This is a genomic window from Saccharopolyspora sp. NPDC045839 (genome assembly GCF_056431645.1).
Genome location: NZ_JBWKKH010000002.1, coordinates 1 through 25808 on the forward strand (window position 1 = coordinate 1; position 25808 = coordinate 25808).

The 25808-nt window shown below is 72.5% G+C and carries 25 protein-coding genes and 1 pseudogene; 13 read left to right on the forward strand and 13 right to left on the reverse strand.

The window, feature by feature from the left end; all coding sequences use genetic code 11:
* Positions 1-257 precede the first annotated feature (257 nt).
* The 3 genes and pseudogenes from AC07EQ_RS02860 (at position 258) to AC07EQ_RS02870 (ending at position 1953) form a co-directional block, all read left to right on the forward strand.
* Complete coding sequence (locus AC07EQ_RS02860; RefSeq protein ID WP_478386240.1) at positions 258-938, forward strand: FadR/GntR family transcriptional regulator; 681 nt, start codon at positions 258-260, stop codon at positions 936-938.
* A gap of 6 nt (positions 939-944) precedes the next feature.
* Positions 945-1085, forward strand: a pseudogene (locus tag AC07EQ_RS02865) (AsnC family protein); the annotation flags it as partial.
* A gap of 70 nt (positions 1086-1155) precedes the next feature.
* Positions 1156-1953 carry an Lrp/AsnC ligand binding domain-containing protein gene (locus AC07EQ_RS02870; RefSeq protein ID WP_478386241.1) on the forward strand — a complete coding sequence of 266 codons (798 nt, stop codon included), beginning with the start codon at positions 1156-1158 and terminating at the stop codon, positions 1951-1953.
* Between the two features lie 14 nt (positions 1954-1967).
* Here the strand turns inward: AC07EQ_RS02870 and AC07EQ_RS02875 are convergent, their stop codons facing one another.
* Complete coding sequence (locus AC07EQ_RS02875; RefSeq protein ID WP_132491312.1) at positions 1968-2204, reverse strand: hypothetical protein; 237 nt, start codon at positions 2202-2204, stop codon at positions 1968-1970.
* A 142-nt stretch (positions 2205-2346) separates the two neighbouring features.
* Between AC07EQ_RS02875 and AC07EQ_RS02880 the strand changes: the two genes are divergently transcribed.
* The 3 genes from AC07EQ_RS02880 (at position 2347) to AC07EQ_RS02890 (ending at position 5153) form a co-directional block, all read left to right on the forward strand.
* Positions 2347-3555 carry a dipeptidase gene (locus AC07EQ_RS02880; RefSeq protein WP_478386242.1) on the forward strand — a complete coding sequence of 403 codons (1209 nt, stop codon included), beginning with the start codon at positions 2347-2349 and terminating at the stop codon, positions 3553-3555.
* 96 nt (positions 3556-3651) lie between these two features.
* Positions 3652-4545 (forward strand): oxygenase MpaB family protein, encoded by an 894-nt coding sequence (locus AC07EQ_RS02885; RefSeq protein ID WP_478386243.1) that lies wholly within the window; start codon positions 3652-3654, stop codon positions 4543-4545.
* On the forward strand, positions 4542-5153 hold the full coding sequence (locus tag AC07EQ_RS02890; RefSeq protein ID WP_478386244.1) for a TetR/AcrR family transcriptional regulator: 612 nt from the start codon (positions 4542-4544) through the stop codon (positions 5151-5153). Before AC07EQ_RS02885 ends, AC07EQ_RS02890 begins: the two co-directional genes overlap by 4 nt.
* Here AC07EQ_RS02890 and AC07EQ_RS02895 read toward each other — a convergent pair.
* From AC07EQ_RS02895 to AC07EQ_RS02935, 9 genes are read right to left on the reverse strand one after another with little or no spacing between them, the layout of a single operon-like run.
* Positions 5150-5665: a hypothetical protein gene (locus tag AC07EQ_RS02895; RefSeq protein WP_478386245.1), complete on the reverse strand. Its 516-nt coding sequence runs from the start codon at positions 5663-5665 to the stop codon at positions 5150-5152. The two genes, AC07EQ_RS02890 and AC07EQ_RS02895, sit on opposite strands and share 4 nt — an antisense overlap.
* Positions 5665-6783 (reverse strand): MlaD family protein, encoded by a 1119-nt coding sequence (locus tag AC07EQ_RS02900; RefSeq protein WP_478386246.1) that lies wholly within the window; start codon positions 6781-6783, stop codon positions 5665-5667. The genes AC07EQ_RS02895 and AC07EQ_RS02900 overlap by 1 nt, the downstream gene beginning before the upstream one ends.
* Complete coding sequence (locus AC07EQ_RS02905; protein ID WP_478386247.1) at positions 6780-7805, reverse strand: MCE family protein; 1026 nt, start codon at positions 7803-7805, stop codon at positions 6780-6782. The genes AC07EQ_RS02900 and AC07EQ_RS02905 overlap by 4 nt, the downstream gene beginning before the upstream one ends.
* Positions 7802-8875, reverse strand: a complete 1074-nt coding sequence (locus tag AC07EQ_RS02910; protein ID WP_478386248.1) for an MCE family protein — start codon at positions 8873-8875, stop codon at positions 7802-7804. Before AC07EQ_RS02910 ends, AC07EQ_RS02905 begins: the two co-directional genes overlap by 4 nt.
* Positions 8872-9849, reverse strand: coding sequence for an MCE family protein (locus tag AC07EQ_RS02915; RefSeq protein ID WP_478386249.1), 978 nt, complete (start codon positions 9847-9849; stop codon positions 8872-8874). Before AC07EQ_RS02915 ends, AC07EQ_RS02910 begins: the two co-directional genes overlap by 4 nt.
* Positions 9846-10847: an MCE family protein gene (locus AC07EQ_RS02920; protein ID WP_478386250.1), complete on the reverse strand. Its 1002-nt coding sequence runs from the start codon at positions 10845-10847 to the stop codon at positions 9846-9848. Before AC07EQ_RS02920 ends, AC07EQ_RS02915 begins: the two co-directional genes overlap by 4 nt.
* On the reverse strand, positions 10844-12052 hold the full coding sequence (locus AC07EQ_RS02925) for an MCE family protein (protein WP_478386251.1): 1209 nt from the start codon (positions 12050-12052) through the stop codon (positions 10844-10846). The genes AC07EQ_RS02920 and AC07EQ_RS02925 overlap by 4 nt, the downstream gene beginning before the upstream one ends.
* A 2-nt stretch (positions 12053-12054) precedes the next feature.
* Positions 12055-12879, reverse strand: coding sequence for an MlaE family ABC transporter permease (locus AC07EQ_RS02930; protein ID WP_358578931.1), 825 nt, complete (start codon positions 12877-12879; stop codon positions 12055-12057).
* On the reverse strand, positions 12879-13688 hold the full coding sequence (locus tag AC07EQ_RS02935) for an MlaE family ABC transporter permease (protein ID WP_478386252.1): 810 nt from the start codon (positions 13686-13688) through the stop codon (positions 12879-12881). Before AC07EQ_RS02935 ends, AC07EQ_RS02930 begins: the two co-directional genes overlap by 1 nt.
* A gap of 402 nt (positions 13689-14090) precedes the next feature.
* Here AC07EQ_RS02935 and hpnC point away from each other — a divergent pair, with 402 nt between their 5' ends.
* Genes hpnC through hpnH form a run of 7 tightly spaced genes read left to right on the forward strand, consistent with a single transcriptional unit; the run spans position 14091 to position 21728 of the window.
* Positions 14091-14999 carry a squalene synthase HpnC gene (gene hpnC, locus AC07EQ_RS02940; protein WP_478386253.1) on the forward strand — a complete coding sequence of 303 codons (909 nt, stop codon included), beginning with the start codon at positions 14091-14093 and terminating at the stop codon, positions 14997-14999.
* A complete protein-coding gene (gene hpnD, locus AC07EQ_RS02945; protein WP_478386254.1) occupies positions 14996-15859 on the forward strand; it encodes a presqualene diphosphate synthase HpnD in 864 nt (287 codons plus the stop codon). Before hpnC ends, hpnD begins: the two co-directional genes overlap by 4 nt.
* A complete protein-coding gene (gene hpnE / locus AC07EQ_RS02950) occupies positions 15856-17217 on the forward strand; it encodes a hydroxysqualene dehydroxylase HpnE (RefSeq protein WP_478386255.1) in 1362 nt (453 codons plus the stop codon). The genes hpnD and hpnE overlap by 4 nt, the downstream gene beginning before the upstream one ends.
* Positions 17214-18215, forward strand: coding sequence for a polyprenyl synthetase family protein (locus tag AC07EQ_RS02955; protein WP_478386256.1), 1002 nt, complete (start codon positions 17214-17216; stop codon positions 18213-18215). The genes hpnE and AC07EQ_RS02955 overlap by 4 nt, the downstream gene beginning before the upstream one ends.
* Positions 18212-20119 carry a squalene--hopene cyclase gene (gene shc, locus AC07EQ_RS02960; RefSeq protein ID WP_478386257.1) on the forward strand — a complete coding sequence of 636 codons (1908 nt, stop codon included), beginning with the start codon at positions 18212-18214 and terminating at the stop codon, positions 20117-20119. The genes AC07EQ_RS02955 and shc overlap by 4 nt, the downstream gene beginning before the upstream one ends.
* A 2-nt stretch (positions 20120-20121) precedes the next feature.
* Positions 20122-20727, forward strand: coding sequence for a phosphorylase family protein (locus tag AC07EQ_RS02965; protein ID WP_478386258.1), 606 nt, complete (start codon positions 20122-20124; stop codon positions 20725-20727).
* Positions 20727-21728 carry an adenosyl-hopene transferase HpnH gene (gene hpnH, locus AC07EQ_RS02970; RefSeq protein ID WP_478386259.1) on the forward strand — a complete coding sequence of 334 codons (1002 nt, stop codon included), beginning with the start codon at positions 20727-20729 and terminating at the stop codon, positions 21726-21728. The genes AC07EQ_RS02965 and hpnH overlap by 1 nt, the downstream gene beginning before the upstream one ends.
* Position 21729: 1 nt before the next feature.
* Here the strand turns inward: hpnH and AC07EQ_RS02975 are convergent, their stop codons facing one another.
* From AC07EQ_RS02975 to AC07EQ_RS02985, 3 genes are read right to left on the reverse strand one after another with little or no spacing between them, the layout of a single operon-like run.
* Positions 21730-22473: an SDR family NAD(P)-dependent oxidoreductase gene (locus AC07EQ_RS02975; protein ID WP_478386260.1), complete on the reverse strand. Its 744-nt coding sequence runs from the start codon at positions 22471-22473 to the stop codon at positions 21730-21732.
* Positions 22464-23384 carry a DMT family transporter gene (locus AC07EQ_RS02980; RefSeq protein ID WP_478386261.1) on the reverse strand — a complete coding sequence of 307 codons (921 nt, stop codon included), beginning with the start codon at positions 23382-23384 and terminating at the stop codon, positions 22464-22466. The genes AC07EQ_RS02975 and AC07EQ_RS02980 overlap by 10 nt, the downstream gene beginning before the upstream one ends.
* On the reverse strand, positions 23381-25753 hold the full coding sequence (locus AC07EQ_RS02985; protein ID WP_478386262.1) for a wax ester/triacylglycerol synthase domain-containing protein: 2373 nt from the start codon (positions 25751-25753) through the stop codon (positions 23381-23383). Before AC07EQ_RS02985 ends, AC07EQ_RS02980 begins: the two co-directional genes overlap by 4 nt.
* Between the last annotated feature and the right edge of the window lie 55 nt (positions 25754-25808).

The window sequence follows — 25808 nt, forward strand, 5'->3', positions numbered from 1 at the left end:
CAACGCTTTCGACCTCGCCTTCGACGGACGCCTGTCCGCCGCACGCAACTAAGCCAGATCATCAAACCCAGTTACACCCAAAACTGGACAGCCCCGAGCACTGCCCTCGCAGCACCGCGAGTACCTCCGGGAGCTCATCCCCTCGCCATGGGGCTTGGCGGGCGCGGCATGATGCCCAGGTGGGTGTGGTCGTGGTGAGGACGTCGGACGTAGGATGTTCGGGCAACGTTGGTGGTGCTTGATCGGTGGAGGGTTTGATGGCGGGTGGCGGCAAGTTGCTTCAGGACAAGGTCGTCGACCTGATCCTGGAGTCCGGGCTGCCGCCGGGCGCTCCGCTGCCGAGCGAGCCGCAGCTGATGGCGCAGTTCGGGGCTAGTCGCAACTCCATCCGGGAGACGCTGCGGGCGTTGCACACCCTCGGCATCGTGGACATCCGGCACGGGTACGGGACCTTCGTCGGCGAGGCGCCGGTGACCGCGCTGCTTCCCGGGCTGCTGTTCCGCGCTCGGCAGTCCGCTCGGCAGGATGCCTCCACGCTGGCCGACTTCCTCCAGCTGCGGCGGATCCTGGAGACCGCGTTGATCTCCGAGGTGCCGCAGCGTGCCAACGACGAGCTGATCGGCGAGCTCGAATCGTGCATCGCCGAGATGCGCACCGGCGACGTCGTCGAGGCCGATCGGCGGTTTCACCAGGCGCTGTACCGGCCGGTCGGCAACGAGATCGCGGTGCAGCTCATCGACCTGTTCTGGACCGTCTACCACCGCGTGGAAGCCGAGATCGATCCGCCCGAGGTGGTGCGCGACGAGATCGGCGACGAGCACCAGCGCATCGTCGACGCCATTCGCGCCGGTGATTGCGACGCGGCAGCCGAGGAAATGGCCAGGCACTTCTCCGACATAGAGCGGCGTTCGCGGCGCTTCGTCGACGAGCAGCAGTAGTCCGCCGTGGAGCAGCTAGACGACCTCGATCGCCAGATCGTGGCCGCCCTGCAGGTCAACGGCCGGGCGAGTTGGACGGACATCGCGGGCGTGGTGGGCACTTCGGTGACCACGGTCGCCCGGCGCGCGCAGCAGCTGCTGGCCGACGGGATCGTGCGGATCACCGCGCTGACCAGGCTGCAGCAGGGCGGCGACGGCGACTTGTTTCCTGGTCCGGGTGTCCTGTGCGGCCGGTCAGCAGTTGGCGACGGCCGCTGCGCTCGCGGACCGTCCGGACGTCCGCTTCCTGGCGGTGCTGACCGGCGAACACGACCTGATCGTCGAGGTCCAGGTCCCGAACGGGGCCGGGCTGCACGCGCTGCTGGTAGAAGAGCTGCAGGGCATCCCGTGGGTGCGGGACAGCGTCGCCGACCTCGTGCTGCACACCTACAAGATCGGGCAGGACTGGAGTCGCCAGCTCCTCGGCAGCGCCGGCGTGCCGTCCGAGCCGCGCACGCTGCACCTGTGCGAAGACTCGCACCTCGACGAGCTCGACAGTCGGATCGTCGCGCTGCTGCACGAGAACGGTCGCGCCGGTTTCCAGAGCCTTGCCAAGCAGCTCGGCGTCAACGAGAGCACCGTGCGGCGGCGCTGCGAGGCGCTCTTCCGCCAGGGCTGCGTGGAGACCGTGACGCTCGTGCCTGCCGCCGCGCTCGGGTACGAGGCCGAGGTCCTGCTGTTCGTTTCCGTCGAGCCCTCGAAGCTGGAAGCCGTCGCCGCGCAGCTTTCCGAGCATCGTGGCGTTCGGTTCGTCGCCGCCCTGCTGGGCCAGTACTCGCTGGTCTGCGAGGTGATCATGCCGACCACCGCGGACCTCTACCGCTTCGTCACCGGCACCCTCGGCCGCATCGACGGGGTCCGCAGCTGGCAGGCGAACGTGGAAGCGCTGACCGTCAAACGCGGCTTCGTCGTGGTGCCCTGGGCGCAGGCCGCGCTGGAGAAGGCCCGGAATACTGCCGCCGGCTCAACGGATTAGGCCGTCGATTCTGCCTACGGGCCGCGGACCTCCTGCCACTCGACCGCCGAACCTTCCCCCGCTGGGTCGCGCACCGGCGGGGTCAGGCGGGCGATCTGCTCGTCGATCAGTTCGTCCAGCTCCGCCAGGCGGGCGCGCAGCTCCTCGGTGCGGCGGCGCGACGCGCCCGGCAGCTGCGCCGCCAAGTGCCCGTACTCCGCGAGCACGCTGGGCAGGTCGCTGCCGTCCTGCTGCCTGGGGATGTGGTCCATGCCTTGATGGTGCGGGCCGTGGCGGGATTCGTCGATTCGATCAGGCGGCGTCGAAGCGTCGCCGTCGAGGCCCTCCGAGCCCGGATATGCTCGCCGGAGGTTCACCCGGTGTGATGATTTTTTGGAAGGTTGGGGTGTGGAGATGACCGACACGGCCGCGCTGGAGCGGGCCCGGGCGCTGCTCGCCGAGCACCCGGTGATCGACGGCCACAACGACCTGCCCTGGGCGCTGCGCGAGAACGTCGGCTACGACCTGGACCGCTGCGACATCTCCCAGGACCAGTCGGCGTTGCTGCACACCGACCTGGCGCGGCTGCGGGCCGGCGGCGTCGGCGGCCAGTTCTGGTCGGTGTACGTCAAGGCCGAGTTCCAGGGGGACAAGGCGGTCAGCGCGACCATCGAGCAGATCGACTGCGTGCGCGCCCTCGCCGCGCGCTACCCGGAGCACCTGCAGCTGGCGAACACCGCCGACGAACTCGTCGCGGCCCGCGCCGCCGGCCGGATCGCCTCGCTGATGGGCGCCGAGGGCGGGCATTCCATCGCGTGCTCGCTGGCCACCCTGCGCGCCCTGTACGAACTGGGCGTCCGCTACCTCACCCTCACCCACAACGACAACGTGCCGTGGGCGGACTCGGCCACCGACGAGCCTGCTGCGAACGGGCTGACGCGGTTCGGCGTCGAGGTGGTGCACGAGATGAACCGGCTGGGCATGCTGGTCGACCTCTCGCACGTCGCCCCCGACACCATGCGGGACGCGCTGCGCGCCACCCGGGCGCCGGTGATCTTCTCGCACTCCTCGTCCCGGGCCGTCTGCGACCACCCGCGCAACATCCCCGACGACGTGCTGGCCGAGCTGCCCTCCAACGGCGGCGTTGCGATGGCGACCTTCGTGCCGAAGTTCGTGCTCCCGGCGGCGATCGAATGGAGCAAGCAGGCCGAGGCCGTCTTGGCCGAGCGGGGCTTCCACCCGCTGGACACGACACCCGAGGCGCTGGAGGCGTTGCGGGCGTACGAGGACGCCACCCCGCGGCCGGTCGCCACCGCCGCGACCGTGGCCGACCACCTCGACCACATGCGCGAAGTGGCGGGCATCGACCACATCGGCATCGGCGGCGACTACGACGGCGTCGCCTTCACCCCGCAAGGACTGGACGACGTCGCCGGCTACCCGAACCTGATCGCGGAGCTGCTGACCCGCGGCTGGTCCGAGACCGACCTCGCCAAGCTCACCTGGCACAACGCCGTGCGCGTGCTCCGGGACGCGGAGGCCGTCGCCCGCGACCTCCAGCGCACCGAGCGCCCGTCGATCGCGACCATCGAACAGCTGGACGGCGCCGACGGACCTCGTTAGACCATTGGGGCGGGACGGTGAGACACCTGTTGACCAGGTGTCTCACCGTCGATAGCTTCGGGGCGTCGAACACCCGCCCGAGACGAGGTGCTGCGAATGAGGCGTTTCGACCGGCTGGAGCGGATCCTCCAACTCGATCCCGACCGCGACTGCGAGGAGATCTACCGGCTGCTCGCCGAGTACGAATTCCCCTGGGACATCACGAAAGCCCTGGAATTCGCGCTGTTCCGCACCTACGCGGTGCCCAGCATCGGCCGCCTGCTCGACCGCACCGGCGAGTTCACGCGTGCCGCGCAGAAGCGCTACGACGACACCGTGCTCATCCTGTTCGAGATCTTCCACTGGGGCACCGAGAGCGACCGCGGGCGGCAGGCGCTGGAGCAGCTCAACGCCATCCACGGCAGGTTCCGGATCAGCAACGAGGACTACGTCTACACCCTGTCGACGTTCGTCGTGACGCCGGTGCGCTGGATCGACCAGTTCGGCTGGCGGAAGCTGCACCCGCGCGAGGTGCGGGCGCTGACCAACACGATGCGCCGGCTCGGCGAGGGCATGAACCTCTCCGGCATCCCGGAGACCTACGCGGAGTTCGAGCGGCTCTTCGACGACTACGAGCGCGAGCACTTCGCGTTCGACGCGGGCGGCCGCCGGGTCGCCGACGCGACGCTGGAGCTGTTCGGAGCCTGGTATCCGAGCCTGCTGTCGCCGGCCGTGGCGCGCGCGGCGCGCTTCCTGATGGAGCCGCACCTGCTGACCGCGTTCGGCTTCCCGCAGGTCGCGGGCGTCGGCCGCAAGGCCGCCGAGACGGCGCTGAAGGCGCGCGCCGGGCTGGTGCGAATGGGTCCGGCCCGGCCGGATTCCCGCCCGGTGGCCCCGGATCCGCTGTCCTATCCGGACGGTTACGAGATCGCCGACCTCGGCCCGGACTCGCTCCACCGCCACCAGGCCAAACGCCGGGCGAAGCAGGCTGCCTGCCCGGTGGCCACATGACGCCCGAAGCGCTGGAAGGCGCATTGCGGCGCCCGTTCGCGGAACCGGCGAACGATCGAGTGCTGGATGCGGCGCGGGAGGCGTTCGAGGACGTCGGCATCCAGCGGACGACGATGCGCGACATCGCCCGCCGCGCAGGGCTCGGGCGCGCCACGGTGTACCGGCGCTACCCGGACCGGGACGCGGTCGTGGCGGCCGTGCTGATGCGGGAGGTCCGCGTCTTCCTCGCCTGGCTGGACGAGCGGATCGACCCCATCGAGGATCCGGCCGAGCAGATCGCGGAGTGCTTCGTCGCGGTCGTCACCGGGCTGCGCGGGCATTCGCTGCTGAACCGGCTGCTGACGCTCGAACCGGCGGCGGCGCTGCCGGCGTTGACCGTGGACGCCGGTGCCGTGCTGGCAGTCGCCCGCGGCTACGTCGCCGCGAAGCTGCGCGAGCACCAGCAGGCCGGTCGGCTGCGGAGCTTCGATCCCGAGCCCGCCGCGGAGGTGTTCGTGCGGCTGGCGCACTCGATGCTGCTCAGCCCGCCGGGCTGCATCCCGGCGGACGACGACGCGCGGTCCCGCGCCTTCGCCCGCGCCCACCTGGTTCCCGTGGTCACCGGTTAGAGCAGCTTGATGTCGTCGATGAGCCAGCGGTCGTCGATCTGCACGAGGGTCATCTGCATGCGGTTGCGGTCGATGCGCGGCTGCGGCGTGTTGACGTTGGTGATCTGCTGGTCGACGAACAGCGCCACCACGGCGCGCTGCTGATCCGACTCGACGATGCCCGCCGCCAGCACCGAGCCGTGCGAGACCGCCCGGTTCTGCTTGATCAGCTCGGTGAGGCCGGCGCTGATCTGCTTGTACTGCTCGGCGAACTGGCCGTGCGAGTTCGCGGTCACCGCGGCGAAGTTCCGGTCCAGCTCGTTGAAGTCGTAAGTGGACAGATCGGCGGCGTAGGTGCGGGCCGCCTCCAGCGCACTGGAACGGGCTCGCGCGGCCGAGTGCTCCTGGAGCAGCTGCCAGCCGAGGTAGCCGACGGCGCTCAGGATCACGACCACCAGCGCGAGAACCGGTAGCGGCCTGCGGAGCGGTCGGGGCTCGACGTCGTGATCGGCTGCGGTGGCGGTGGCGGTCATCAGCGAACTCCTTGCAGCGGAATCGAATACCAGGGACCCGGGCGCGGTGCGTTGGCCGCGCCGCGCTGGCCGAAGTTCGGCTGGTCGGCGGGGCAGTGCCAGTCGAGCCCGGCCTCGCGGGGCGCCACTTCGGTGGGGGAGCGGCGGTCCTGCGGCGTGGCGCAGATCGGGCCCTGCGTGCCGACGAGGTAGAAGTCCGCGGTGTCGCCGTGCACCACGCCGCCCAGCCCGGACAGCCCGGCGGGCAGCGAGATGATCAGCTGCTCCAGCGCCGGCGCGCGGACGGCGACGATCTGGCTGGTGGTCACCAGGTTGCCCAGCAGGGCGGTGGCCGCCGGATCGCTGCGCGCGAACAGGTCCGCGAGCTGCCTGGTGGCGCCGGGCGCGGTGTCCAGGATCCGGTTGATCTCCGGTTCGCGGTCCCGGATCTGATCGCTCAGCGAGCGCAGGCCCGCCGCCAGGTCGCGGATCCGGTCGCTCTGCGCGCCGTCGGGGCCGACGAGCGTCCGCGTCCCGTCGACCACGCTTTGCAGCTGCGGTCGCCGTTCCCGCAACACCTTCAGCAGCGTCGCCGAGTCGTCCAGGATGCGGGCGAGTTCCGGGCCGGCGTCCTGCAACCCGGTGGCGAGGGCGTCGGTGACCGTCGCGACGTCCTCCGGCCGCAGCTGCTCGCTGAGTTCGGTGAAGTGCACCAGCATGGTTTCCAGCGGCATCGGCCGTTCGGTCCGATCCCGCTCGATGACGCTCCCGTCGTGCAGGAAGGGGCCGGAGTCGTGTTCCGGTTGCAGGTCGACGGTCTGCAGCGCCAGCGGCGTGGCCATGCTGACCACCGCCCTGGTGTCGGCCGGAACCCGGACATCGGGATTCAGCGCCAGCCGCACCGAAACCCCGCCACCGCCCGGGTCGAGCCGCACGTCGGCGACGGTCCCGATCACCACGCCCCGGTAGGTGACCTGGGAGGTCGGCGTGATCGACGCGCTGTCGGCCATCCGCATGGTGACCTGCATCGGCTCGTGCAGCGCCCGCGGGCCGGCCACGTTCGCGACCACGTAGTACGTGCAGGCGATGCTGATCACCAGGAACAGCGCGAGTTGGGCCAGGGTGAGGCGGCGGTTCATCGGGTGCCTCCTCGCAGGATCGCGCCCGCGCCGCCCTGGCCGGGCGGTGGCATCGGGGCGCCGGGGGCGAGCAGCTGCACGACGGTGCCCGGCACGTCGAGCGTGCCGTTGAACATCAGGTAGTCGCCGGGCGCGGCCTGCTGGAACAACCCGTAGAACCGGCGCAGCGACTGCACCGTGGTGCCGATGCTGCCGTCCAGGGCCTGCAGATCCGCCAGCACCGGCCGGAACTGCTCGACCTGCCTGGTCAGGGACTCGTCGGTCTGGTCCAGCAGGGCGGCGGTGGCGTTGCTCAGCGACGCGGTGTCGTCCAGCAGCCCGGTGAACCGCTCGCGCTCGGCCAGCAGCACGTCGATCGCGGGCCGGACCTGCGTCAGCGCCGCGTCCAGGACGGCCTGGTTCTCCGCCAGGTGCCGCGAGGTGGCGTGCACCGAATCGATCAGCCCGGTGAGCTCGTCGCGGTGCCGGTCCAGCGAGGTCAGGATGTGCTCCAACCGGCCCAGCAGGTCCCGCGTCTGCTGTTCGCGGCCGGCGAGCGCGGTGTTGAGCTCGGTGACGATGGTCCGCGCCTGATCCAGCCCGGATCCGTTGAGCAGGGTGGCGACCGCGGCGAGCGCGTTCTCGACGTCCGGGCCCCGGGAGGTCTGCTCGATCGGGATGACCGACCCGTCGCCGAGCGCTTCGCCGTCCGATGTGGACGGTGGCTGCAGGATGACGAACTCCTCGCCCAGCGGGGAGGCCAGTTCCAGGCGAGCGGTGGTGCCGGCGGGCAGGCGGACGTCCTGGTCGATGTCGAGAGTCACGACGGCGCGGAAGTCCGCGGTGCCGATGTCCGATACCCGGCCCACCACGGCCTGCCCGATCCGCACCGCGCCGCCCATCGGCAGCCGCCCGGCGTCGGAGAACACCGCGGTGACCTGGTACCCGGAACCGCCGTCGCCGACCGGCAGGTTCTGCAGGCTCAGCCCGCACGAACTGGTCAGGAGCACCGCCGCGAGCATCGTGGGCGCGGACCGGTTCATCGGCCACCTCCGAGCAGCGCGCGCAGGGGTTCGACGTCCGGCGGGAACGGAACGGGGTTGGTGATGCCCGCTCCGGTGCACAGCGGCAGCGGCAGCCGGCGGCACAGCTGCGCGGTGGTGTCGAACTGGCTGAGGTTGGCGGAGATGTTCAGCCGCAGCCGGAGGCGTTCGTCCTCGGTGGTCGCGCGGTCGAAGTTGTCCATCGCCAGCGGCATCGTGTCCAGCGTTTCGGCGAGTTCCTGCTGCCGGGCGGCCAGCGTGCCGGTGAGCTGGGCGAGCCTGCCGACGTCGCCGCCGAGCTGTTCGCCGTGCTGCCGCAGCAGGCCGTCGACGGCGACCAGCACGTTGGAGAGCTTGCCGATGGCGTCGCCGATCTCTTGCTGCTGCGCCTGGAAATCCGCTCCCGCTTGCGCGGTCGAGGCGGCCAGCGACTCCACGACGCCCCGGTGCTGGACGAGGACCCGCACGAGCCGGTCCAGGTTCTCCAGCAGCACGCCGAGATCGCCGCTGCCGCCGGCCAGCACCTCGCTGGCCCGCGCGACGTTGGTGATCGCGTCGCGGATCTGCGGGCCCTGCCCGTCCAGCGCCGACGCGCTGCTGCGCAGCAACCGGTCGAGCACGCCGGGATCGCCACCGGACGGGCCGACTGCGCTCAGCAGCGCGTCCAGCGACTTCGCGAGCTGGTCGAAGCGGATGGGGGAGCGGGTGCGCTCCACCGGGATCACCGCGCCGTCGGCCAGCCGGGGCCCGCCGGTGTAGGCGGGGCCGAGCTCGACGTAGCGGTCGCTGATGATCGCCGGGCTCATGATGTAGGCCTGCGCGTCGGCGGGCAGCGCGGTGTCCGCGGGCATGCTCATCCGCACCCGCACCGTCGCGCCCTGCGGCTGCACCGACTCGACCCGGCCGACCTCGACGCCGAGGATCGCGACGCGGTTGCCGGGGAAGATGCCGTCCGCGAGGGCGAAATCGGCCGAGATCTCCAGATCGGCGCGGGGCGCCAGCACTCCAAGCCAGCCGCCGGTGACGAGCGCGACCAGCACGACGCACGCGATCAGCGTTCTGCGGCTCATCGGCACCCCTTGAACAGTCCGGCGGCGCACAGCACGTTGTCCGGGACCGGGCCCAGCGGCGCGGTGACCTCGCCCCACGGGCCGTTGCCGGTGGCGTTGGTCAGGTAGCGGCTGGCCGGACCGAGCCGCCGCAGGCTGTCGTCGATGGCCTGGTCGTTGCGCGCCAGCGAGTCGGTCAGCGCGTGCAGGTCCGCCAGCAGCGGATCGAGGACGTCCCGGTTCTCCCGGAACATCCGGTCCAGCTGGTCGGTGATGGTGTGCACGTCGGTGATGAGCTGGCGGATCACGGTCCGGCGCTGTTGCAGCGCGTCGACGATCAGCTGCGCGTCGCCGAGCAACGCGACCAGCGTGTCCTGCTGCTCGACCAGCGTCGTGGTCAGCATTTGCGTGCCTCGCAGCAGTTCCTGCACCTGCGCGCCGCGTTCCCCGACGATCGCCGATGCGGCCGCGATGCCGCCCAGCGCGTCGCCGAGCAGCCGCGGGTCGTCCGGCGACACCTCGTCGAGGGTGTCGATCATGGCGCGCAACTGCGGGAGGTCCAGGCCCTCGGCGGTGGACTTCGCGGCCGTCTGGAGTTCGTCGAGGCTGTAGGGCACCGAGGTGTGCGACAGCGCGATGGTGTCGCCGGGCGAGAGCCGGCCGGGACCGGCGGAATCCACGCTCAGGTAACGGGTTCCGAGCACCGTGCGCAGCTTGATCGCGGCGCGGGTGTCGCGGCCCAGGGCGTGCGCGTCGTCGAGCCGGAACGACACGCGCACCCGGTCCCCGGCCAGTGCCACCTCGGTCACCCGGCCCGCGGGCACCCCGGCGACCATGACCTGCGTGCCCACCGAGAGCCCGGCGGCGTTGCCGAACTCCGCGTGGAACTCGTTGGTGCGCAACAGGAACAGCACGCGCGGCACGGCGACCGAACCGGCCAGCAGGAGCAGCACCACGACCGCGCCGATCGCGCCGTTGACCAGCACCTTCCTCATCGGCACACCTCCGTGTGCGGGCCCACGCCCAGCTCGACGGGATCACCGGCGACGTAGACGCTGAGGTTGCAGAGGTAGACGTTCGCCCACGACCCGTAGCCGGTGGTGCGGTTGAGGGTGCCGAGGAACGCGGGCATCTCCCGCACGGCGCCGTCGATCTGCTGCTGGTTGCGCACCAGCATCGCGGTGATCTCCCGCACCGAACGCACATCGCGGGACAGGCCGGGCCCGAGATCGCCGAGCAGCTCCGCCAGCGAGCGGGCCACCGCCGAACCGCTGTCGATGGCGGCCGTGATCTGCTCGCGGCTGGCGGCGGTCTCCGAGGCCAGCCGGGCCAGCCCGTCGACCAGGCCGCGCAGCTCGTCGCGCCGCTGGTTCATGGTGCCCAGCACGGCATTGAGGTTGTCGATGACCTCGCCGATGACCTCGTCGCGGCCGGCGAGGGTGGCGGTCAGCGAGACGATGCGCGACAGCAGCGCGTTGACGGTGGACCCTTCGCCCTGGAAGACCGCGACGATCTCGGCCGCCAGCTGGTTGACCTGCCCCGGCTCCAGGGCCTCGAACAGCGGCTTGAACCCGTTGAACAGCGCGGTGAGGTCCAGCGCCGGGCGGGTGCGCTCGACCGGGATCGTCGCGCCGGCCGGCAGCGGCGGCCCGCCCTGCCCCGGAGCGAGCGAGAGCGCCCGGGCACCGGTGAGGTCCGCGTAGCGGACGACGGCCAGCCCCGAGGCGGGAATCCGCTGGTCGGCGACCACCTCGAAGGACACCCGCGCGAGGCCGTCGCGGGCGGTCACCTCGGCGACCTCGCCGACCCGCACCCCGGCGACGGTCACGGCGCTGCCCGGCTGCAGCCCCGTCACGTCGGTGAAAACCGCGTGGTAGGTCACCGACGGGCCGGTCATCGGATCGGTCAGGGTGTTCACCACGACCACGCCGGAGAACACCGACGCGGTGACGAAAGCGGCGAGCCGGATCAGGGCGGAGCGAGCTGTCTTCACGGCGTGACGACCTCCGATCCGCGCACCACCGGGCCCAGCAGCAGGCCCAGCACGTCGGGCGACGGCGGGGCCGCCGCGGGCGGGACGGGCAGCAGCGGTGCCAGCTGCCGCATCGCGTCGAGCTCCTGCGGACCGCCCACCGGCCCGATCGGCCCGCGAGGCTGCTCCGCGCCGCAGTTCGGCCCGGCCAGCCCGGGGTAGCGGGGGCAGTCCGCGGACGAGTACGGGTACGGGCGGTCCAGGGTGCCGGACATGCGGATCTTCAGGAATCCGGTGGCGAAGGCGCGATTCGCGCCGTCGAGGAACGCGTCCAGGCCGCCGACCCCGTCGCGCACCGCGTCGGGATACCGGCCGACGACCGCGGCGATCGGGTCGGTGGCGCGCACGATGTGGATGATGCGTTGGGCGTTCTCGTCGACGAACCGCTGCGACCGGTCGGTGAGCGCGAGCCCTGCGCCGAGCAGGTCGCCGATCGCCTGCTTGCGCTGCACGATCGTGCCCGACAACGCGACCGCGTTGTCCAATGCCCGCACCGCATCCGGTGTCGCGGCGGCGATGTCCGCGCTGAGCGCGGAGATCGCCTGCACGTCCTCGCCGAGGTCGTCGAAGGGCGGTCCTGAGGTCAGCTGCGCGGCGTCGTCGAGCACGCTGCCCAGCTGGGCGCCCCTGCCGCGCAGCGCTTCGGCGAGCGCCGACAACGCGACCTGGAGCCGGGCCGGTTGCAGGGAATCGACCAGCTCGTAGAGGCGGGTGTACGCGTGGTAGAGCTGCATCGTCGGGCGGGAGTCGTCCGCCCGGAGCTCCGCTCCGGATGCCAGCGCGGTGCCGCCGGGCGATTCGGGGGCGACGAGGTCCAGGTACTGGTCGCCGAAGACCGTGCGCGGCATCAGCCGCACCCGGACATCGCCCGGGATGGCGGCCAGTTCGTCGGGATCCAGCCGCAGCGTCAGCCGCGAACCGCCGGAGCCGGGCTCCACGCCGGCGAGCCGCCCGACCCGGACACCGCGGTACTGCACCGGTGTTTCCGGCCGGACCAGCCCGGCGGCAGCGGGCAGCACCGTGGTGACCTCGGGGTCCGACCGGAACGCCCCGGCGCCGCCGAGCACCGTCGCGGTCGCGGCGACGAAAAGCACGAGCAGCGCGACGAATCCGCGCACGGCCAGCACGTGGCGGCGTCGCGCTGCTGATCGTCGCGGCCCGGCCACCGCTACATCCCCAAGGCCGGCAGCGTCGGGCGCACTCCCCAGAACGCGATGCTCAGCAGCACGTCGGCGACGGTGATGGCGACGATGCTGGTGCGCAGCGCGCGCCCGGCGGCCTTCCCGACGCCCTCCGGGCCGCCGGCGGCGTAATAGCCGTACGCGCAGTGCACCAGCGTCACGACGACCGCGAACGCCACGGCCTTGAGCAGCGAGAACAGCACGTCCTCGGGTGTCAGGACGAGCCGGAAGTAGTAGTTGTAGGTGCCTTCGGAAACGCCGTTGATGGACACGACCGCGACCCCGGTGGCCAGGTAGGAGGCGAACAACCCCACCAAGTACAGCGGAATGACCGACAGGAACGCCGCCACCATCCGGGTGCTCACCAGGTAGGGCAGTGACCGCACCGACATCGCCTCCAGCGCGTCGATCTCCTCGGCGATGCGCATCGCGCCGAGCTGCGCGGTGAAGCCGGTGCCGACCTTCGCGGCGAGCGCGATGCTGGCCACCAGCGGGGCGATCTCCCGGGTGTTCACCAGCGCCGCCGCCAGCCCGGTCATGGGGGACAGGCCCAGCAGGTCCAGGCCGCGGTGCCCCTCCAGACCCACCTGGGTGCTGGAGACGAACGACATCGCGAACACCACGCCGATGGTGCCGCCGCCGGCCAGCAGCGACGCCGAACCCAGGCTGATCTCGCCGACCAGCCGGGCCACGTCGCGCCGGTACCGGCGCAGCACGTGCGGAATCGCCGCGATCGCCCGGAGGTAGCAGGTGAAGTGCAGCCCCACCGCGGCGAGCACGTCCACGATGGAGCGCGACCGGGGCGGCGCCATCAGTACTCACCCTTGGCGGGGACGAGCACCGGGTACAGCTCGGTGATCACCGTGTTCGCGATGAAGACCAGGATGAACGAGATCACCACGGCCTCGTTGACCGCCGTGCCGACGCCGCCCGGACCGCCCTTGGCGGTCAGCCCCTTGAAGCAGGACACCAGCGCGGTGAGCACCGCGAACACGGCGGCCTTCAGCAACGCGACGACGAAGTCCGGCACCCGGGAGAACTGCGTCAGCGTGCGCAGGAACGCGCCCGGCGCGTCGCCGAGCACCCACACCTGGAACAGGAACGTGGTGGCGATCCCGACGAGCAGCACGATGCAGGCCAGCAGCGCGTTGACCACGGCCGCGGCCACCACGCGAGGCACCACCAGGCGCTCGATGACCGGCAGCGCCATGACCTCCAGCGCGTCGACCTCGTCGCGGATCTTGCGGGCGCCCAGGTCGGAGCACATCGCCGAACCGCCGACGCCGGAGATCATCAGGGCGCAGATCAGCGGGGCGGCCTGGCCGACGATCACGAACGCCACCACCGCGCCGCCGTAGCCCTGCGCGCCGAGCTGCCCGGCCAGCGAGCCGACGTTCAGCGCGACCACCACGCCCAGCGGGATGGTCACCAGCAGCGCGGGAAGCGTGGTGACGGCGGCCAGGAACCAGGCCTGCTGCAGGAATTCCGTCCAGCTGAACCGGGCCCGGCGTACCGACCGGAAGGCGGCCGCGGCAGTGCGCACTGCGAAGTCGAGCAGCAGCCCGGCTTGCAGGAGGGCGTCGCTGATCGGGCCTCGGACGGTGGGCAACCCCCGGTACATCCCGCGCTCCCTCCCCGTGGGGATGGTTCAGGACATTGAACGAGCGTGCGGCTTCGTCGTTACGCGTGCTGCCAGGCTGATCTCGAAGATTGCGATCAACGCTGTGGGGTTGCCGCCGCGATGTCAATGCCCGCCACCCGAATGCCGGTAAGCGCCGGAACCGCTCGCGCGAGCATGTTCACCGGGGCCCGCGATCTGCACTGTCCACTGTGGTCTCAAGGTGCTTCGGGCGGGTTGTGGTCGGTCGATCTTGAGTCCTATGTGGAATAACTCGGCCAGGTGTCGAACAGCGTTACGAATCACGGGAAAACGGATCGCCCGTTGCTCGCCCTGCGGTGCCGCTGAGGTGCTCATACGATTGCCGTTTGCGCCTCCTGCGCCGGCGGATGGGAGGAGGGGTCGATGGTCTTGTCGCTGCCTGATGGCGCGGTGACCGGCGGGGATTCCGAACACGCGGACGGGATGCCACGTTCGGGTGATTTTCCGCGCAGTGCCGCGGTGCTCGCCCGGATGCGGTCGGAGAACTTCCCGGTCGCCTCCCGGATCCTGCCGCGCGGGCTGCGGCGACACCTGCACGCGCTGTACGGCTTCTTCCGGCTGGTCGACTACGCCGGGGACGAGGCGCCGGGCAACCGCGCCGCGCTGCTGGACTTCCTGGAAGTCGATCTCAAGCGCGCCTACCACGCAACGGCCCGGATCCCGATGCTGCAGGCGCTGACGCCCACGGTTGCCGAGTGTGCCATTCCGTACGACGTGCTGGTCAAGTTGATCGACGCCAACCGGCAGGACCAGCGGGTGCGGCGCTACCGCACCTTCACCGAGCTGCTCGACTACTGCGCGCTGTCGGCGAACCCGGTGGGCGAAGCGGTGCTGCACGTCTTCGGGCGCGCCGAACCCACGCTGATCACGCTGTCGGACCGGGTGTGCAGCGCGTTGCAGGTCCTGGAGCACTGCCAGGACATCGCCGAGGACTACCGGCAGGACCGCGTGTACCTGCCGACCGAGGACATGCGCCGCTTCGGCTGCCAGGAACAGGACCTGCTCGCCGACTGCGCCTCGACGCGGCTGTGCGGGCTGATCAGGTACGAGGTGGACCGCGCGCGCCGGATGCTCGAAGCGGGCGCGCCGCTGGTCGGCGAGCTGTCCGGGATGGCCCGGGTGGCGGTCGCCGGCTACGTCGCGGGCGGCCGCGCCACCGCGGCCGCGTTCGTCGCGGCGAAGCACGACCCGCTGCGTGTGGACGTGCGGCCGGGGCGGTGGCGCACGTTCGCCGAATGGGGGCGGTTGTACGTGTTGGGGGGAACCTGGTGACCGAGTGGGCCCGGATTCGGGACGCCTACCTGGAGTGCGAGCGGATCACCCGGGAACAGGCGCGGAACTTCTCCTACGGGATCCGCCTGCTGCCCGTGCCGAAGCGGCGGGCGCTGTCGGCGGTCTACGCCTTCGCCCGCCGCGTCGACGACATCGGCGACGGCGACCTGCCGAGGGACGAGAAGCTGCGGCGGCTCAAGGAGGCCCGCCGGGCCGTCCACGCGGCGAGCACCGACGCCGCCGACCCGGTGCTGGTGGCGCTCGCGGACTCCGCCGCGCGCCTGCCGGTGCCGCTGGCGGCCTTCGACGAGCTCATCGACGGCTGCGAGGCCGACGTCCGCGGCGTGCGGTACGGCACCTTCGAGGAGTTGCTGCACTACTGCCGGTGCGTGGCGGGCTCGATCGGGCGGCTGTCGCTGGGCGTGTTCGGCACCATCGATCCCCCCATAGCGGAGGCGCGCGCGGACGCGCTCGGCGTCGCCCTGCAGCTGACCAACATCCTGCGCGACGTCCGCGAGGACCAGCTGTCCGGCCGGGTCTACCTGCCCGCCGACGACCTGGCGCGGTTCGGCGTCCGGCTGGAGCCGGGCAACGGCGCGGCCGAGGACCCGCAGCGGTGGGACGGGCTGATCCGCTTCCAGGCCGCCCGCGCCGAGCAGTGGTACGCCGAGGGGCTCCGCCTGCTGCCCATGCTCGACCGGCGCAGCCGGGCGTGCTGCGCGTCGATGGCCGGCATCTACCACGAGCTGCTGGCGCGCATCGCCGCCGACCCGCGTGCCGCGCTGGAGCAGCGGACCTCCCTGTCCGGCTGGCGGAAGGCGGGCGTCGCGGCGCGGTCGCTGGCGGGGATGGCGCCGTGAGCCGGGGGCGGGTGGTGGTGGTCGGCGGCGGGCTGGCCGGCGTGACGGCGGCGCTGCGCTGCGCCGAACTGGGCTTCGAGGTCCGGCTGCTGGAGGCGCGGCCGCGGCTGGGCGGCGCGACCTACTCCTTCGTCCGCGGTGAGCTCGTGGTGGACACCGGGCAGCACGTGTTCCTGCGCTGCTACACGGCCTACCGCGGCCTGCTGCGGCGGCTCGGCGTGGCCGACTCGATCAGCATGCAACCCCGGTTCCGCGTCCCGGTCCTGAGCCCCGTAAGCCGGCCTTCGGTGCTGCGCCGCTGGAACCTGCCGGCCCCGGCGCACCTGGCCCCGTCGCTGCTGGACTACCGGATGCTGACGGCGGCGGAACGCGCGCGGGTGGCGCGCACCGCGCTGGCGCTGCGGCGACTCGACCCGGACGATCCCGCGCTGGACGACATCAGCCTCGGGCAGTGGCTGCGGCAGCGCGGCGAGTCACCGCGCGCCGTCGACGCGCTGTGGGGGCTGCTGGCGGTGGCGGCGCTCAACGCCGAGCCGGAGGACGCGTCGATGGCCTTGGCGACGAAGGTCTTCCGCACCGGCGTGCTGGATTCCACCGACAGCGCCGACATCGCGATTCCGCAGGCGCCGCTCGGGCAGTTGCACGGCGAGGCGTCGCATCGCGCGCTGCTGGCGGCCGGAGTCGACGTCCGGGTCCGCTGCAAGGCGCGCACGATCCACCGCGCGGGCACGGGCTTCCGGATTCCGGTGCGGGATGGAACCGGGGACGCCGTGCTGACCGCCGACTCGGTCGTCGTCGCCGTGCCGCACCGCGCGGCGGCGCCGCTCGCGGCGGACCTGCCCGTGCCGGGCGTGGCGGCGTGGGAGCGGTTGTCGGCGGCGCCGATCGTCAACGTGCACGTGCTCTACGACCGCCGGGTCACCGGGCTGGAGATGGCCGCGGTGCTGGATTCGCCGCTGCAGTGGGTCTTCGACCGGACGGCCATCTCCGGCGCACCGCGCGGGCAGTACCTGGCCATCTCGCTGTCCGCCGCGCAGGAGCACATCCACGCCCGCACCGAGGACCTCCACGACCTGTTCGTCCCCTCGCTCCGGCAGGTCTTCCCGCACGCCCGCGCCGCGCGGGTCCTCGACTTCTTCGTCACCCGCGAACCCAACGCGACCTTCCGGCAGGCGCCCGGCACCGCCGCGATCCGGCCCCCGGCCCGCACTCCGGTGCCCGGTCTGGTGCTCGCCGGGGCGTGGACCGCCACCGGCTGGCCCGACACGACGGAGGGAGCGGTGCTCAGCGGCACGCACGCCGCCGAGGTAGTGGATCTCGACCAGCGATCGCAACGCGGCGTGGAGGTGACCGCATGACGACCGTCCTGCCACCAGCCCTGCACACGGCCAGGGAGGCGGTGGATCCGGCGCTGCGCGCCGCGGTGGCCCGGCTCGACCCGCACACCCGCCGGGTGTGCGAGTACCACTTCGGCTGGAGCAACGCCGACGGCACGCCGGACGGCGGTGGTGGCAAGGCCCTGCGGCCGGCGATGGTGCTGCTCTCCGCGCGCAGCGTCGCCGCGGAGGATCCGGTGGTGGCGGCGGCCGCGGTCGAACTCGTGCACAACTTCTCCCTGCTGCACGACGACGTGATGGACGGCGACACCTCCCGCCGCCACCGGCCGACCGCCTGGACCGTCTTCGGGAAACCGGCCGCGCTGCTGGCCGGCGACGCGCTCCTCGCACTGTCCACCGAGATCCTGCTGGAGGCGTCGTCGCGGCACGCGGCGGCGGCCGCCCTGTCGCTGACCACCGCGACCCGCATCCTGATCGCGGGGCAGGCCGCCGACCTGGACTTCGAGCGCCGCGCGGCGGTGGGGCTAGACGAATGCCTGCGGATGGCGCACGACAAGACGGCCGCGCTGCTCGCGTGCGCGTCCTCCATCGGCGCCCTTTTCGTCGGCGCGCCGAGGGAAACCGTGACCCGGCTGCACGCCTTCGGCACCGAGCTGGGGATGGCGTTCCAACTCGTCGACGACCTCCTCGGGCTCTGGGGAGATCCCGAGGTCACCGGCAAGCCGGTGCTCTCCGACCTGCGCACCCGCAAGAAGTCGGCGCCGGTCGTGCACGCGCTGAGCTCCGGGACCGCGGCCGGGGACCGCCTGCACCGGCTGTACGCGCAGGCCGAACCGCTCACGGAGGACCAGCTGCACGAGGCCGCCGAGATGGTGCAGCGCGCCGGTTCGGCGGAGTGGACCCGCCTGGAGTGCCGGCGGCGGCTGGCCGCCGCCTACGAGCGGCTGCCCGACGGGCAGCGCGCCGCGACCGAATCCCTGACCGAGCTGGCCGAATTCATCGTGCGGAGGAAGCTTTGACCGATCAGTTGCAGCAGGCCGCCCGCGCGGTCCCCGCCGCGGACGCCCGGACCGCGCTGGCCGCCGCCCGCGACCACCTGCTCTCGCTGCAGCACCCCGACGGCTGGTGGAAGGGCGAGCTGGAGACCAACGTGACGATGGACGTCGAGGACCTGCTGCTGCGGCAGTTCCTCGGCATCCGCACCGCCGTCGAGACCGAGCAGGCCGCCCGCTGGATCCGCTCGCAGCAGCGCGCCGACGGCACCTGGGCGAACTTCCACGGCGGCCCCGGCGACCTGTCCACCACGGTGGAGGCCTACACCGCCCTCAAGCTCGCCGGCGACGACGTGGCCGCCGGCCACATGGTGGCGGCCCGCAACTGGATCCTGTCGCGGGGCGGCCTGGAGGCCACTCGGGTGTTCACCCGGATCTGGTTGGCGCTGTTCGGCGAGTGGTCCTGGGACGAACTGCCCGAGATGCCCCCGGAACTCGTGCTGCTGCCCAAGTGGTTCCCGCTGAACGTGGCCGACTGGGGCTGCTGGGCGCGGCAGACCGTGGTCCCGCTGACCGTGGTGTGCACGCTGCGGCCGCGCCGGGATCTCGGCATCACCGTCCGCGAACTGCGCACCGGCCGGCCCGCCGAACGCGTCCGTCCGCAGTGGTCGTGGAAGTACGCCTTCCACTCCCTGGACCGGATCCTGCACCGCTACCACCGGAGACCGGTCAGGGCGCTGCGCGAGCACGCGATGCGGCGCGCGGCCGAGTGGATCGTGGCCCGGCAGGAGGCCGACGGCTCCTGGGGCGGGATCCAGCCGCCGTGGGTGTACTCGCTGCTGGCGCTGCACCTGCTCGGCTACCCGCTGGACCACCCGGTGCTGCGGCACGGCCTGGCCGGGCTGGACCGCTTCCTGATCCGCGAGCAGACCCCGGCCGGTCCCGTGCGGCGGCTGGAGGCGTGCCAGTCGCCGGTGTGGGACACCGTGCTCGGCATGCAGGCGCTGCGCGACGCGGGGGTGCCCGGCGACCACCCGTCGATGCTCCGGGCGGTGGACTTCCTGCTGGCGGAGGAGATCCGGGTCAAGGGCGACTGGTCGGTGCGCCGCCCGGACCTGCCGCCCGGCGGCGGCTGGGCGTTCGAGTTCGACAACGACGGCTACCCGGACATCGACGACACCGCCGAAGTGCTGCTCGCGCTGAACCGGGTGGACCACCCGGACCGCGCGGCGGTGCTCGGCGCGATGCAGCGCGGCGTCCGCTGGCTGCGCGGCATGCAGTCCGCCGACGGCGGCTGGGGCGCCTTCGACGCCGACAACACCCGCCAGCTGGTGCGCAAGCTGCCGTTCTGCGACTTCGGCGAGGTCATCGACCCGCCGTCGGCCGACGTGACGGCCCACGTGGTGGAGGCGCTCGCTGTGCTGGGCAACGACGACGAGGTGCTGCGGCGGGGTGTGCGGTGGCTGCTGGACAACCAGGAGGCGGACGGCTCCTGGTTCGGGCGCTGGGGCGCCAACCACGTCTACGGCACCGGCGCCGTGGTTCCGGCGCTGGTGCGGGCCGGGCTCGCCCCTGGGGACCGCGCGCTGCGGCGGGCGGTGCGATGGCTCGAGGACCACCAGAACGCCGACGGCGGTTGGGGTGAGGACCTGCGTTCCTACGACGATCCGGAATGGATCGGCCGGGGCGATTCCACGGCGTCGCAGACCGGGTGGGCGCTGCTGGCGCTGCTGGCGGTGGGGCGGCACGACACCGAAGCGGTGCGCCGCGGCGTGCAGTACCTGGCGCACACCCAGCGAGCCGACGGCGGCTGGGACGAGTCGCAGTTCACCGGCACCGGGTTCCCCGGCGACTTCTACATCAACTACCACCTGTACCGGGTGATCTTCCCGCTCACCGCGCTCGGGCGGTACAACGCGGCCGGAGGCTAGCGATGCGATTGCTGATCTGTGCTCCGCTGGGCCTCGAAGCCCACGCCTTGCGGGCGGCCCTGGGCCGGGATGCGGTGCGCCGCACGGGATGCGGCCCGCGCCGCAGCGCCCGCGCCGCCGCCGCGCTGGCCGGGGCCGACTTCGACGTGCTGGTCGTCGCTGGGTTGGCAGGGGGCGTCGCCGCCGAGGTCCGCAGCGGCGACGTGATCGTGGCCGACGAGCTTCGCGGACGCGGAGGCACCGTGCACTGCCCGGCGGCGGCGTCGTTGGCGGCGCACCTGCGCCGCGCCGGATTCCCGGTGCGCTGCGGCCCGATCGTCACCGCCGACCACCTAGTGCACGGTTCCCGGCGCAGCGAGCTCGCCCGCACCGGAGCGCTCGCCGTCGACATGGAGTCCGCGGTGCTGGCCCAAGCCGCCGGCGGGCGGCCGCTCGGCGTCGTGCGCGTCGTGGTCGACACCGCGCGGCAGCCGCTGCTCCGGCCCGGCACGCCGAGCCGGGCGCTGGCCGCGCTCGCCCGGTTGCACGCCGTCGGCTCGTGCCTGCCGCGCTGGGACCGGGCCGTCCTGCCCGAGAACCGATTCGTCGCACCCGAGGAGGTGTCCTGATGGGCATTCCGATGCGCCAGGCCATCCGCGTCGGCGCCTACCTGGTGAAGCAGAAGCTCGCGCGCCGCGAGAAGTTCGCCCTGACCCTGGAGCTGGAGCCGCTGTTCGCCTGCAACCTGGCGTGCGCGGGCTGCGGCAAGATCCAGCACCCGGCGGGCATGCTCAAGCAGCGGATGCCGGTCGCGCAGGCCATCGCGGCGGTGGAGGAGTGCGGCGCTCCGGTGGTGTCCATCGCGGGCGGCGAGCCGCTGATGCACCCCGAGATCGAGGTGATCGTCGACGAGCTGATCAAGCGCAAGAAGTTCGTCTACCTGTGCACCAACGCGCTGCTGCTGCCACGCAAGATCGACAAGTTCCGGCCGTCGCCGTACTTCGCGTGGGCCGTGCACATCGACGGCCTGGAGGAGCGGCACGACGCTTCGGTGTGCAAGCAGGGCGTGTTCGCGCAGGCGGTGGACAACGTCAAGGAGGTCCAGCGGCGCGGGTTCCGGGTCACGACCAACTCGACCTTCTTCACCTCCGACACCCCGCAGTCGGTGATCGAGGTGCTGGAATACCTCAACAACGACCTCCGGGTCGACCAGATGATGCTGTCGCCGGCCTACGCCTACGACAAGGCGCCCGACCAGGAGCACTTCCTCGGCGTCACCGAGACCCGCGAGCTGTTCCGGAAGGTCTTCGCCGACGGGCGGCGCAAGAAGTGGCGGTTCAACCACTCGCCGCTGTTCCTGGACTTCCTGGAGGGCAAGACCGACTTCCAGTGCACGGCCTGGGCCATCCCGTCCTACTCGCTGTACGGCTGGCAGCGGCCGTGCTATCTGATGAGCGACGGATACGCGGGCAGCTACCAGGAGCTGCTGGCCGACACCGACTGGTCCGCCTACGGCCGCGGCCGCGACCCGCGCTGCGCCAACTGCATGGCGCACTGCGGCTACGAACCGACCGCCGTGCTGGCGACGATGGGCTCGCTGCGCGAGTCGATCCGCGCCGTGCGCGGCTGACTCAGCCGAAGCGCCGGGCGAGGCGGTGGAACGTGCCCGGCAGCGCACCCTGCAGCCGGGCGGGCGCGACGAGCCATTTGGGGACGAACACCTCCGCCTCGCCGCGCTCCACGCCGCGCACCAGCGCCTCGGCCACTTCCCGCGGTCCGACCATGCGCGGGAAGCGGCGGTCGTAGCGGCGGCCGGCGAAGAACGGCGTGCGGACCGCGCCCGGGAAGACCGTGGTCACGCCGATGCCGTCCTGGTGGCGAAGGCCCGCGGCGAAGGCCCGCAGGCCCGCCTTCGTCGCCGAGTAGACCTCCTCGCCGGGCACTCCCACGACCGCGATCGAGGCGACGAACACCACGTGCCCGCGCCGCCGCAGCAGCTGCGGGAGCGCCGCGCGGGTCAGCAGCATCGGCGCGGTCAGGTTCACCGCCGCGAGCGCCGAGATCCGCTCCGCCGGCATCGAGTCCAGGTCGCCCGCCCAGCCGATGCCCGCGCTGTGCACCAGCAGATCGGCCTCGCGGGCGGCCGCGGCGACCCGGTCGAGCCCGGCCGGATCGGTCAGGTCGGCGGGCAGCGGCTGGCCGCCGGTGCGCCCGGCGACCTCGGCCAGCCGGCGCTCGTCGCGGCCGACCAGCACGACCCGGCACCCGCGCGAGCTCAGCTCGGCGGCGGTCGCCGCGCCGATGCCCGAGGACGCGCCCGTGACCAGCGCGGTCCGCCCGCGCACCGGCAACCCCGCGGGCCGGTTCAGCCCCACGTCGAATCCCCCGCGTCGCGGTCGTCCTGGTCCATCGCGCGGCGCAGCTGCTCGCCCCGGCGGGTCAGCACCACGATGCCGCCGATGATCACCACGACGGCGATGACCTCGCCGGCCAGGATCGCGGGGGAGGACTCGATCCGCTCGCCCAGCCAGTTCACCCCGATCGCGGCCGCCACCAGCGGATCCACGGTGGTGATCACGGCCAGCGCGGGCGACATCAGCCGGCCCCGCTGGAAGGTCTGCTGGCTCAGCAGGAAGCCCATCGGCCCGATCACGCACACCGCGTACAGCGTCCAGTGCTGGAACGGCTCGGCCAGGCCGCCGCTGCGGAACTGCCCGGCCACCACCTTGATCAACCCGGCGGTCACCCCGTACAGCACGCCGGTGGCCACGGCCATGCCGATCACCCCGACCTCGCCGGGCAACCAGCGCGCGGCCACCAGTGACAGCGCCACCAGCAGCCCGAGCGCCAGCGCGAGCGGCAGGATCGACGCGCCGGTGAACTCGGCGCCCTGCCCGGACGGGCGGCCCAGCACGAGGAAGGCGGACAGCCCGCCCACGCAGGCCAGCCCGCCCAGCGCCAGCACCAGGTCCATCTTGCGGTGCGCCAGCAGCGCCGCGAAGCCCGCGCCGAAGAGCACCGAGGTCACCAGCAACGGCTGCACCAGCACCAGCGGGCCGAAGGCCAGCGCCACCACCTGCAGCGACAGCCCGATGAGCACGGTCACGATGCTGAGCACCCAGATCGGCTTGCGGACGAGGTCGAACAGCATGCGGGGGCTCAGGGTGCGCACCTCGGGGACCTGCTTGGTGACGCGGTGCTGGATCGCGCTGGCCAGCCCGAAGCTGGCCGCGCCGACGACCGCCGCCGGAACGGCGATGACCAGCACCGTGCCCTGCGTGCTCACCGCCGCGCTCCCCGCAGGTCGGCGAAGGCGTCGCGGAGGTGACCGGCGAGCGCGACGGCCCGCGGGGCCAGCCCGGTGTCGGTGGTGATCCCGACGCCGAACCGGTCGCCCCAGCCGATCACGCCGACCGCCACGCCCACGCCGTCGGCCAGCGACAGCACCGGCACCACACCCGCGATGCGCAGCGGGCCGATGTGGGCGGGCCGCCGCTGCCCGGGCAGCACGGAAACGACGGCGTTGAAGAAGCGACGCTGGTAGATCTGCCGCACGACCCAGGCGTGCAGGGGCGCGGGCAGGACGCCGAGGGCGGCGAGCACGGCTCCGGCCGCGGCGGTCTGGCCGGTGCGGTCCGGCTCGGCGAGCCCGGCGGCGACCTCGGCGACGCGGCGGGCCGGCGACATGGGCCCGACCGGCAGGTCGATCGACATCGACGCGGTGTGGTTGCCGGGCGCGCTCGTGCCCGCACCGCCGCGCGCGGTTCGGGCGGTGCGCGGCACCATGACCCGGAACCGCTGGCCCGCCGTGGTGTCGCCGAGAGTGCGGTGCAGCGCCTCCGCCAATACGCCGAGCAGGAATGCGGTGCTGCTCACCCCGTGCGAGCGTGCGCTGGCGCGCACGTCGGCGGCCGGGAACTCGACGTCGGCGAACGACCGGTTCGGTGTGCTGCGCCCCACCAGACGGCTGGCCGGCGCGGGCCCGGCACCGGCCAGGCTCACCAGGCCGCGCAAGACCTTCGCGGTACGGCGGTACCACGGCCGACTGCCGGAGCTCGGCGACGTCGTCGGCTGCGGGCCGTCGGCCAGCAGCCGCAGCAGGGCGCTGGTGACCGCGACGCCATCGCCGAGCGCGTGGTGCATCTTCGCCAGCAGCAGGACGCGGCCGGTGTCGATGTCGTTGAGCAGCAGCAGTTCCCACGGCTGCCGGTCGGTGCGCACCGGGGTGCTGAAGAACTCCTCTACGACCGGGTCCGCGGATCGCCCGTCGCGCAGCTCGACGCACCGCAGGTGATCCCCGGCGTCCACCTCGTCGTCGGGAGTCCACTGTGGTCGTCGGCCGCGGCGCAGCACCAGGCGACGGGTCAGCATCGGCAATCCCGGCGCGCGCTGGGCGATTCGGCTGCTGATCTCCTCGAAGCATTCCTGTGTGGACAGCCGGGGTCCGTCCAGTTGCAGGATCGCGCCGGTCTGCTGCGAGACGGCAGGGGTCGTGGCGTACACGAAGAAGGCGTCCTGCGGGCGCAGCGGGCGGCGGCCGTGGTGGCGGGGCAGCTGTGCCAGCGCGGCCACCTGGTCTGTGAAGTCCGCGGCCCGACTGTGCTTGAGAGCTCGGTCTTCCCGCTGCGCGAGCAGGTGCGGCTCGGCGACCCAGCGGCGCAGAGTCGCGGTCAGGTCGTGCTCGCGCGGGCACAACTCGGCCAGCTCCGCATCGGCCATCAGTTCGGCGTTCGCGCGTCCGTGCCCGGCGATCGGCTCGAACATCACCACGGCCCGGCCGCAGGCGAGCGCCTCCAACGCCGTGGCACCGCCCGCGTTGGTCACCACGACGTCCGCGGCGGCGAGCAGGCCGGGCATCTCGTCCACCCAGCCCAGCGCGACGATCCGGTCGTCCGCGCGCGCGGCGAAGCGCCGCCGCAACGCCTCGTTGCGCCCGCAGATCACGACGACGCGGTCGACACCGGCCCGGAGCGCGGCGTCCGCCGCGCGCTCGACGGAGCCGAAGCCGAGGGAGCCGCACGAGATCAGCACCGTGAAACCGGTCTCCGGCAACCCGAACGACCGCCGCGCCGCGGTTCGGTCCGCGGGCCGGAATGCCGACACCACCGGTGGCACGCAGACCGCGCCCACGGCGTCCGGTTCCGCGCGCCGCATCGCCCGCAGGCTCGCGTCGCTCATCACGTAGTGCAGGTCGGCCTCGGGGTAGACCCAGAACGGGTGTGGCGAGAAGTCCGAGACCACCGCGGCCACCGGCACGCCGAGCCCGCCCCGGCGGCGCAGCCGGTCGAGCCCGGCGGTGCCCAGCGGGTAGGTCGAGACGATCAGGTCAGGGTCGTGCGCGGCGATGGCACGGCGCAGCCGCCGCCCGCTCCACGCGCCGACGAACCGGCGGGAGGCGTTAGCGAACCAGCGGTAGCGCCACAGCGAGTCGTAGAAGAAGTCGTAGAGCCACGGCGTGGACTCGACGTTGGTGACGTAGATCCAGTTGAACGTCGCGGGCACCCACCGGCCCATCGCGCGCAGGGCGTCCAGCCAGGACACCTCGCACCCCGGCCATGCCCGCCGGGCCGCCTCCTCGACGGCTCTGGCGGTCGCATTGTGCCCCTCGCCGATGGTGGCGCTGATCAGTAGCACTCGACGCGGCTGGACGGTCACCAGGCTCGATCCTTTCGCCCGACCCGTGCCTTCGCAGGCTAACGTGGGCGACCTG

Excerpts from the sequence above, each read along its gene's own strand:
- AC07EQ_RS02860 (WP_478386240.1), top strand. The coding sequence starts at position 258 with ATGGCGGGTGGCGGCAAGTTGCTTCAGGACAAGGTCGTCGACCTGATC.
- AC07EQ_RS02875 (WP_132491312.1), bottom strand. The coding sequence starts at position 2,204 with ATGGACCACATCCCCAGGCAGCAGGACGGCAGCGACCTGCCCAGCGTG.
- AC07EQ_RS02880 (WP_478386242.1), top strand. The coding sequence starts at position 2,347 with ATGACCGACACGGCCGCGCTGGAGCGGGCCCGGGCGCTGCTCGCCGAG.
- AC07EQ_RS02885 (WP_478386243.1), top strand. The coding sequence starts at position 3,652 with ATGAGGCGTTTCGACCGGCTGGAGCGGATCCTCCAACTCGATCCCGAC.
- AC07EQ_RS02890 (WP_478386244.1), top strand. The coding sequence starts at position 4,542 with ATGACGCCCGAAGCGCTGGAAGGCGCATTGCGGCGCCCGTTCGCGGAA.
- AC07EQ_RS02895 (WP_478386245.1), bottom strand. The coding sequence starts at position 5,665 with ATGACCGCCACCGCCACCGCAGCCGATCACGACGTCGAGCCCCGACCG.
- AC07EQ_RS02900 (WP_478386246.1), bottom strand. The coding sequence starts at position 6,783 with ATGAACCGCCGCCTCACCCTGGCCCAACTCGCGCTGTTCCTGGTGATC.
- AC07EQ_RS02905 (WP_478386247.1), bottom strand. The coding sequence starts at position 7,805 with ATGAACCGGTCCGCGCCCACGATGCTCGCGGCGGTGCTCCTGACCAGT.
- AC07EQ_RS02910 (WP_478386248.1), bottom strand. The coding sequence starts at position 8,875 with ATGAGCCGCAGAACGCTGATCGCGTGCGTCGTGCTGGTCGCGCTCGTC.
- AC07EQ_RS02915 (WP_478386249.1), bottom strand. The coding sequence starts at position 9,849 with ATGAGGAAGGTGCTGGTCAACGGCGCGATCGGCGCGGTCGTGGTGCTG.
- AC07EQ_RS02930 (WP_358578931.1), bottom strand. The coding sequence starts at position 12,879 with ATGGCGCCGCCCCGGTCGCGCTCCATCGTGGACGTGCTCGCCGCGGTG.
- AC07EQ_RS02935 (WP_478386252.1), bottom strand. The coding sequence starts at position 13,688 with ATGTACCGGGGGTTGCCCACCGTCCGAGGCCCGATCAGCGACGCCCTC.
- hpnC (WP_478386253.1), top strand. The coding sequence starts at position 14,091 with ATGGTCTTGTCGCTGCCTGATGGCGCGGTGACCGGCGGGGATTCCGAA.
- AC07EQ_RS02955 (WP_478386256.1), top strand. The coding sequence starts at position 17,214 with ATGACGACCGTCCTGCCACCAGCCCTGCACACGGCCAGGGAGGCGGTG.
- AC07EQ_RS02965 (WP_478386258.1), top strand. The coding sequence starts at position 20,122 with ATGCGATTGCTGATCTGTGCTCCGCTGGGCCTCGAAGCCCACGCCTTG.
- hpnH (WP_478386259.1), top strand. The coding sequence starts at position 20,727 with ATGGGCATTCCGATGCGCCAGGCCATCCGCGTCGGCGCCTACCTGGTG.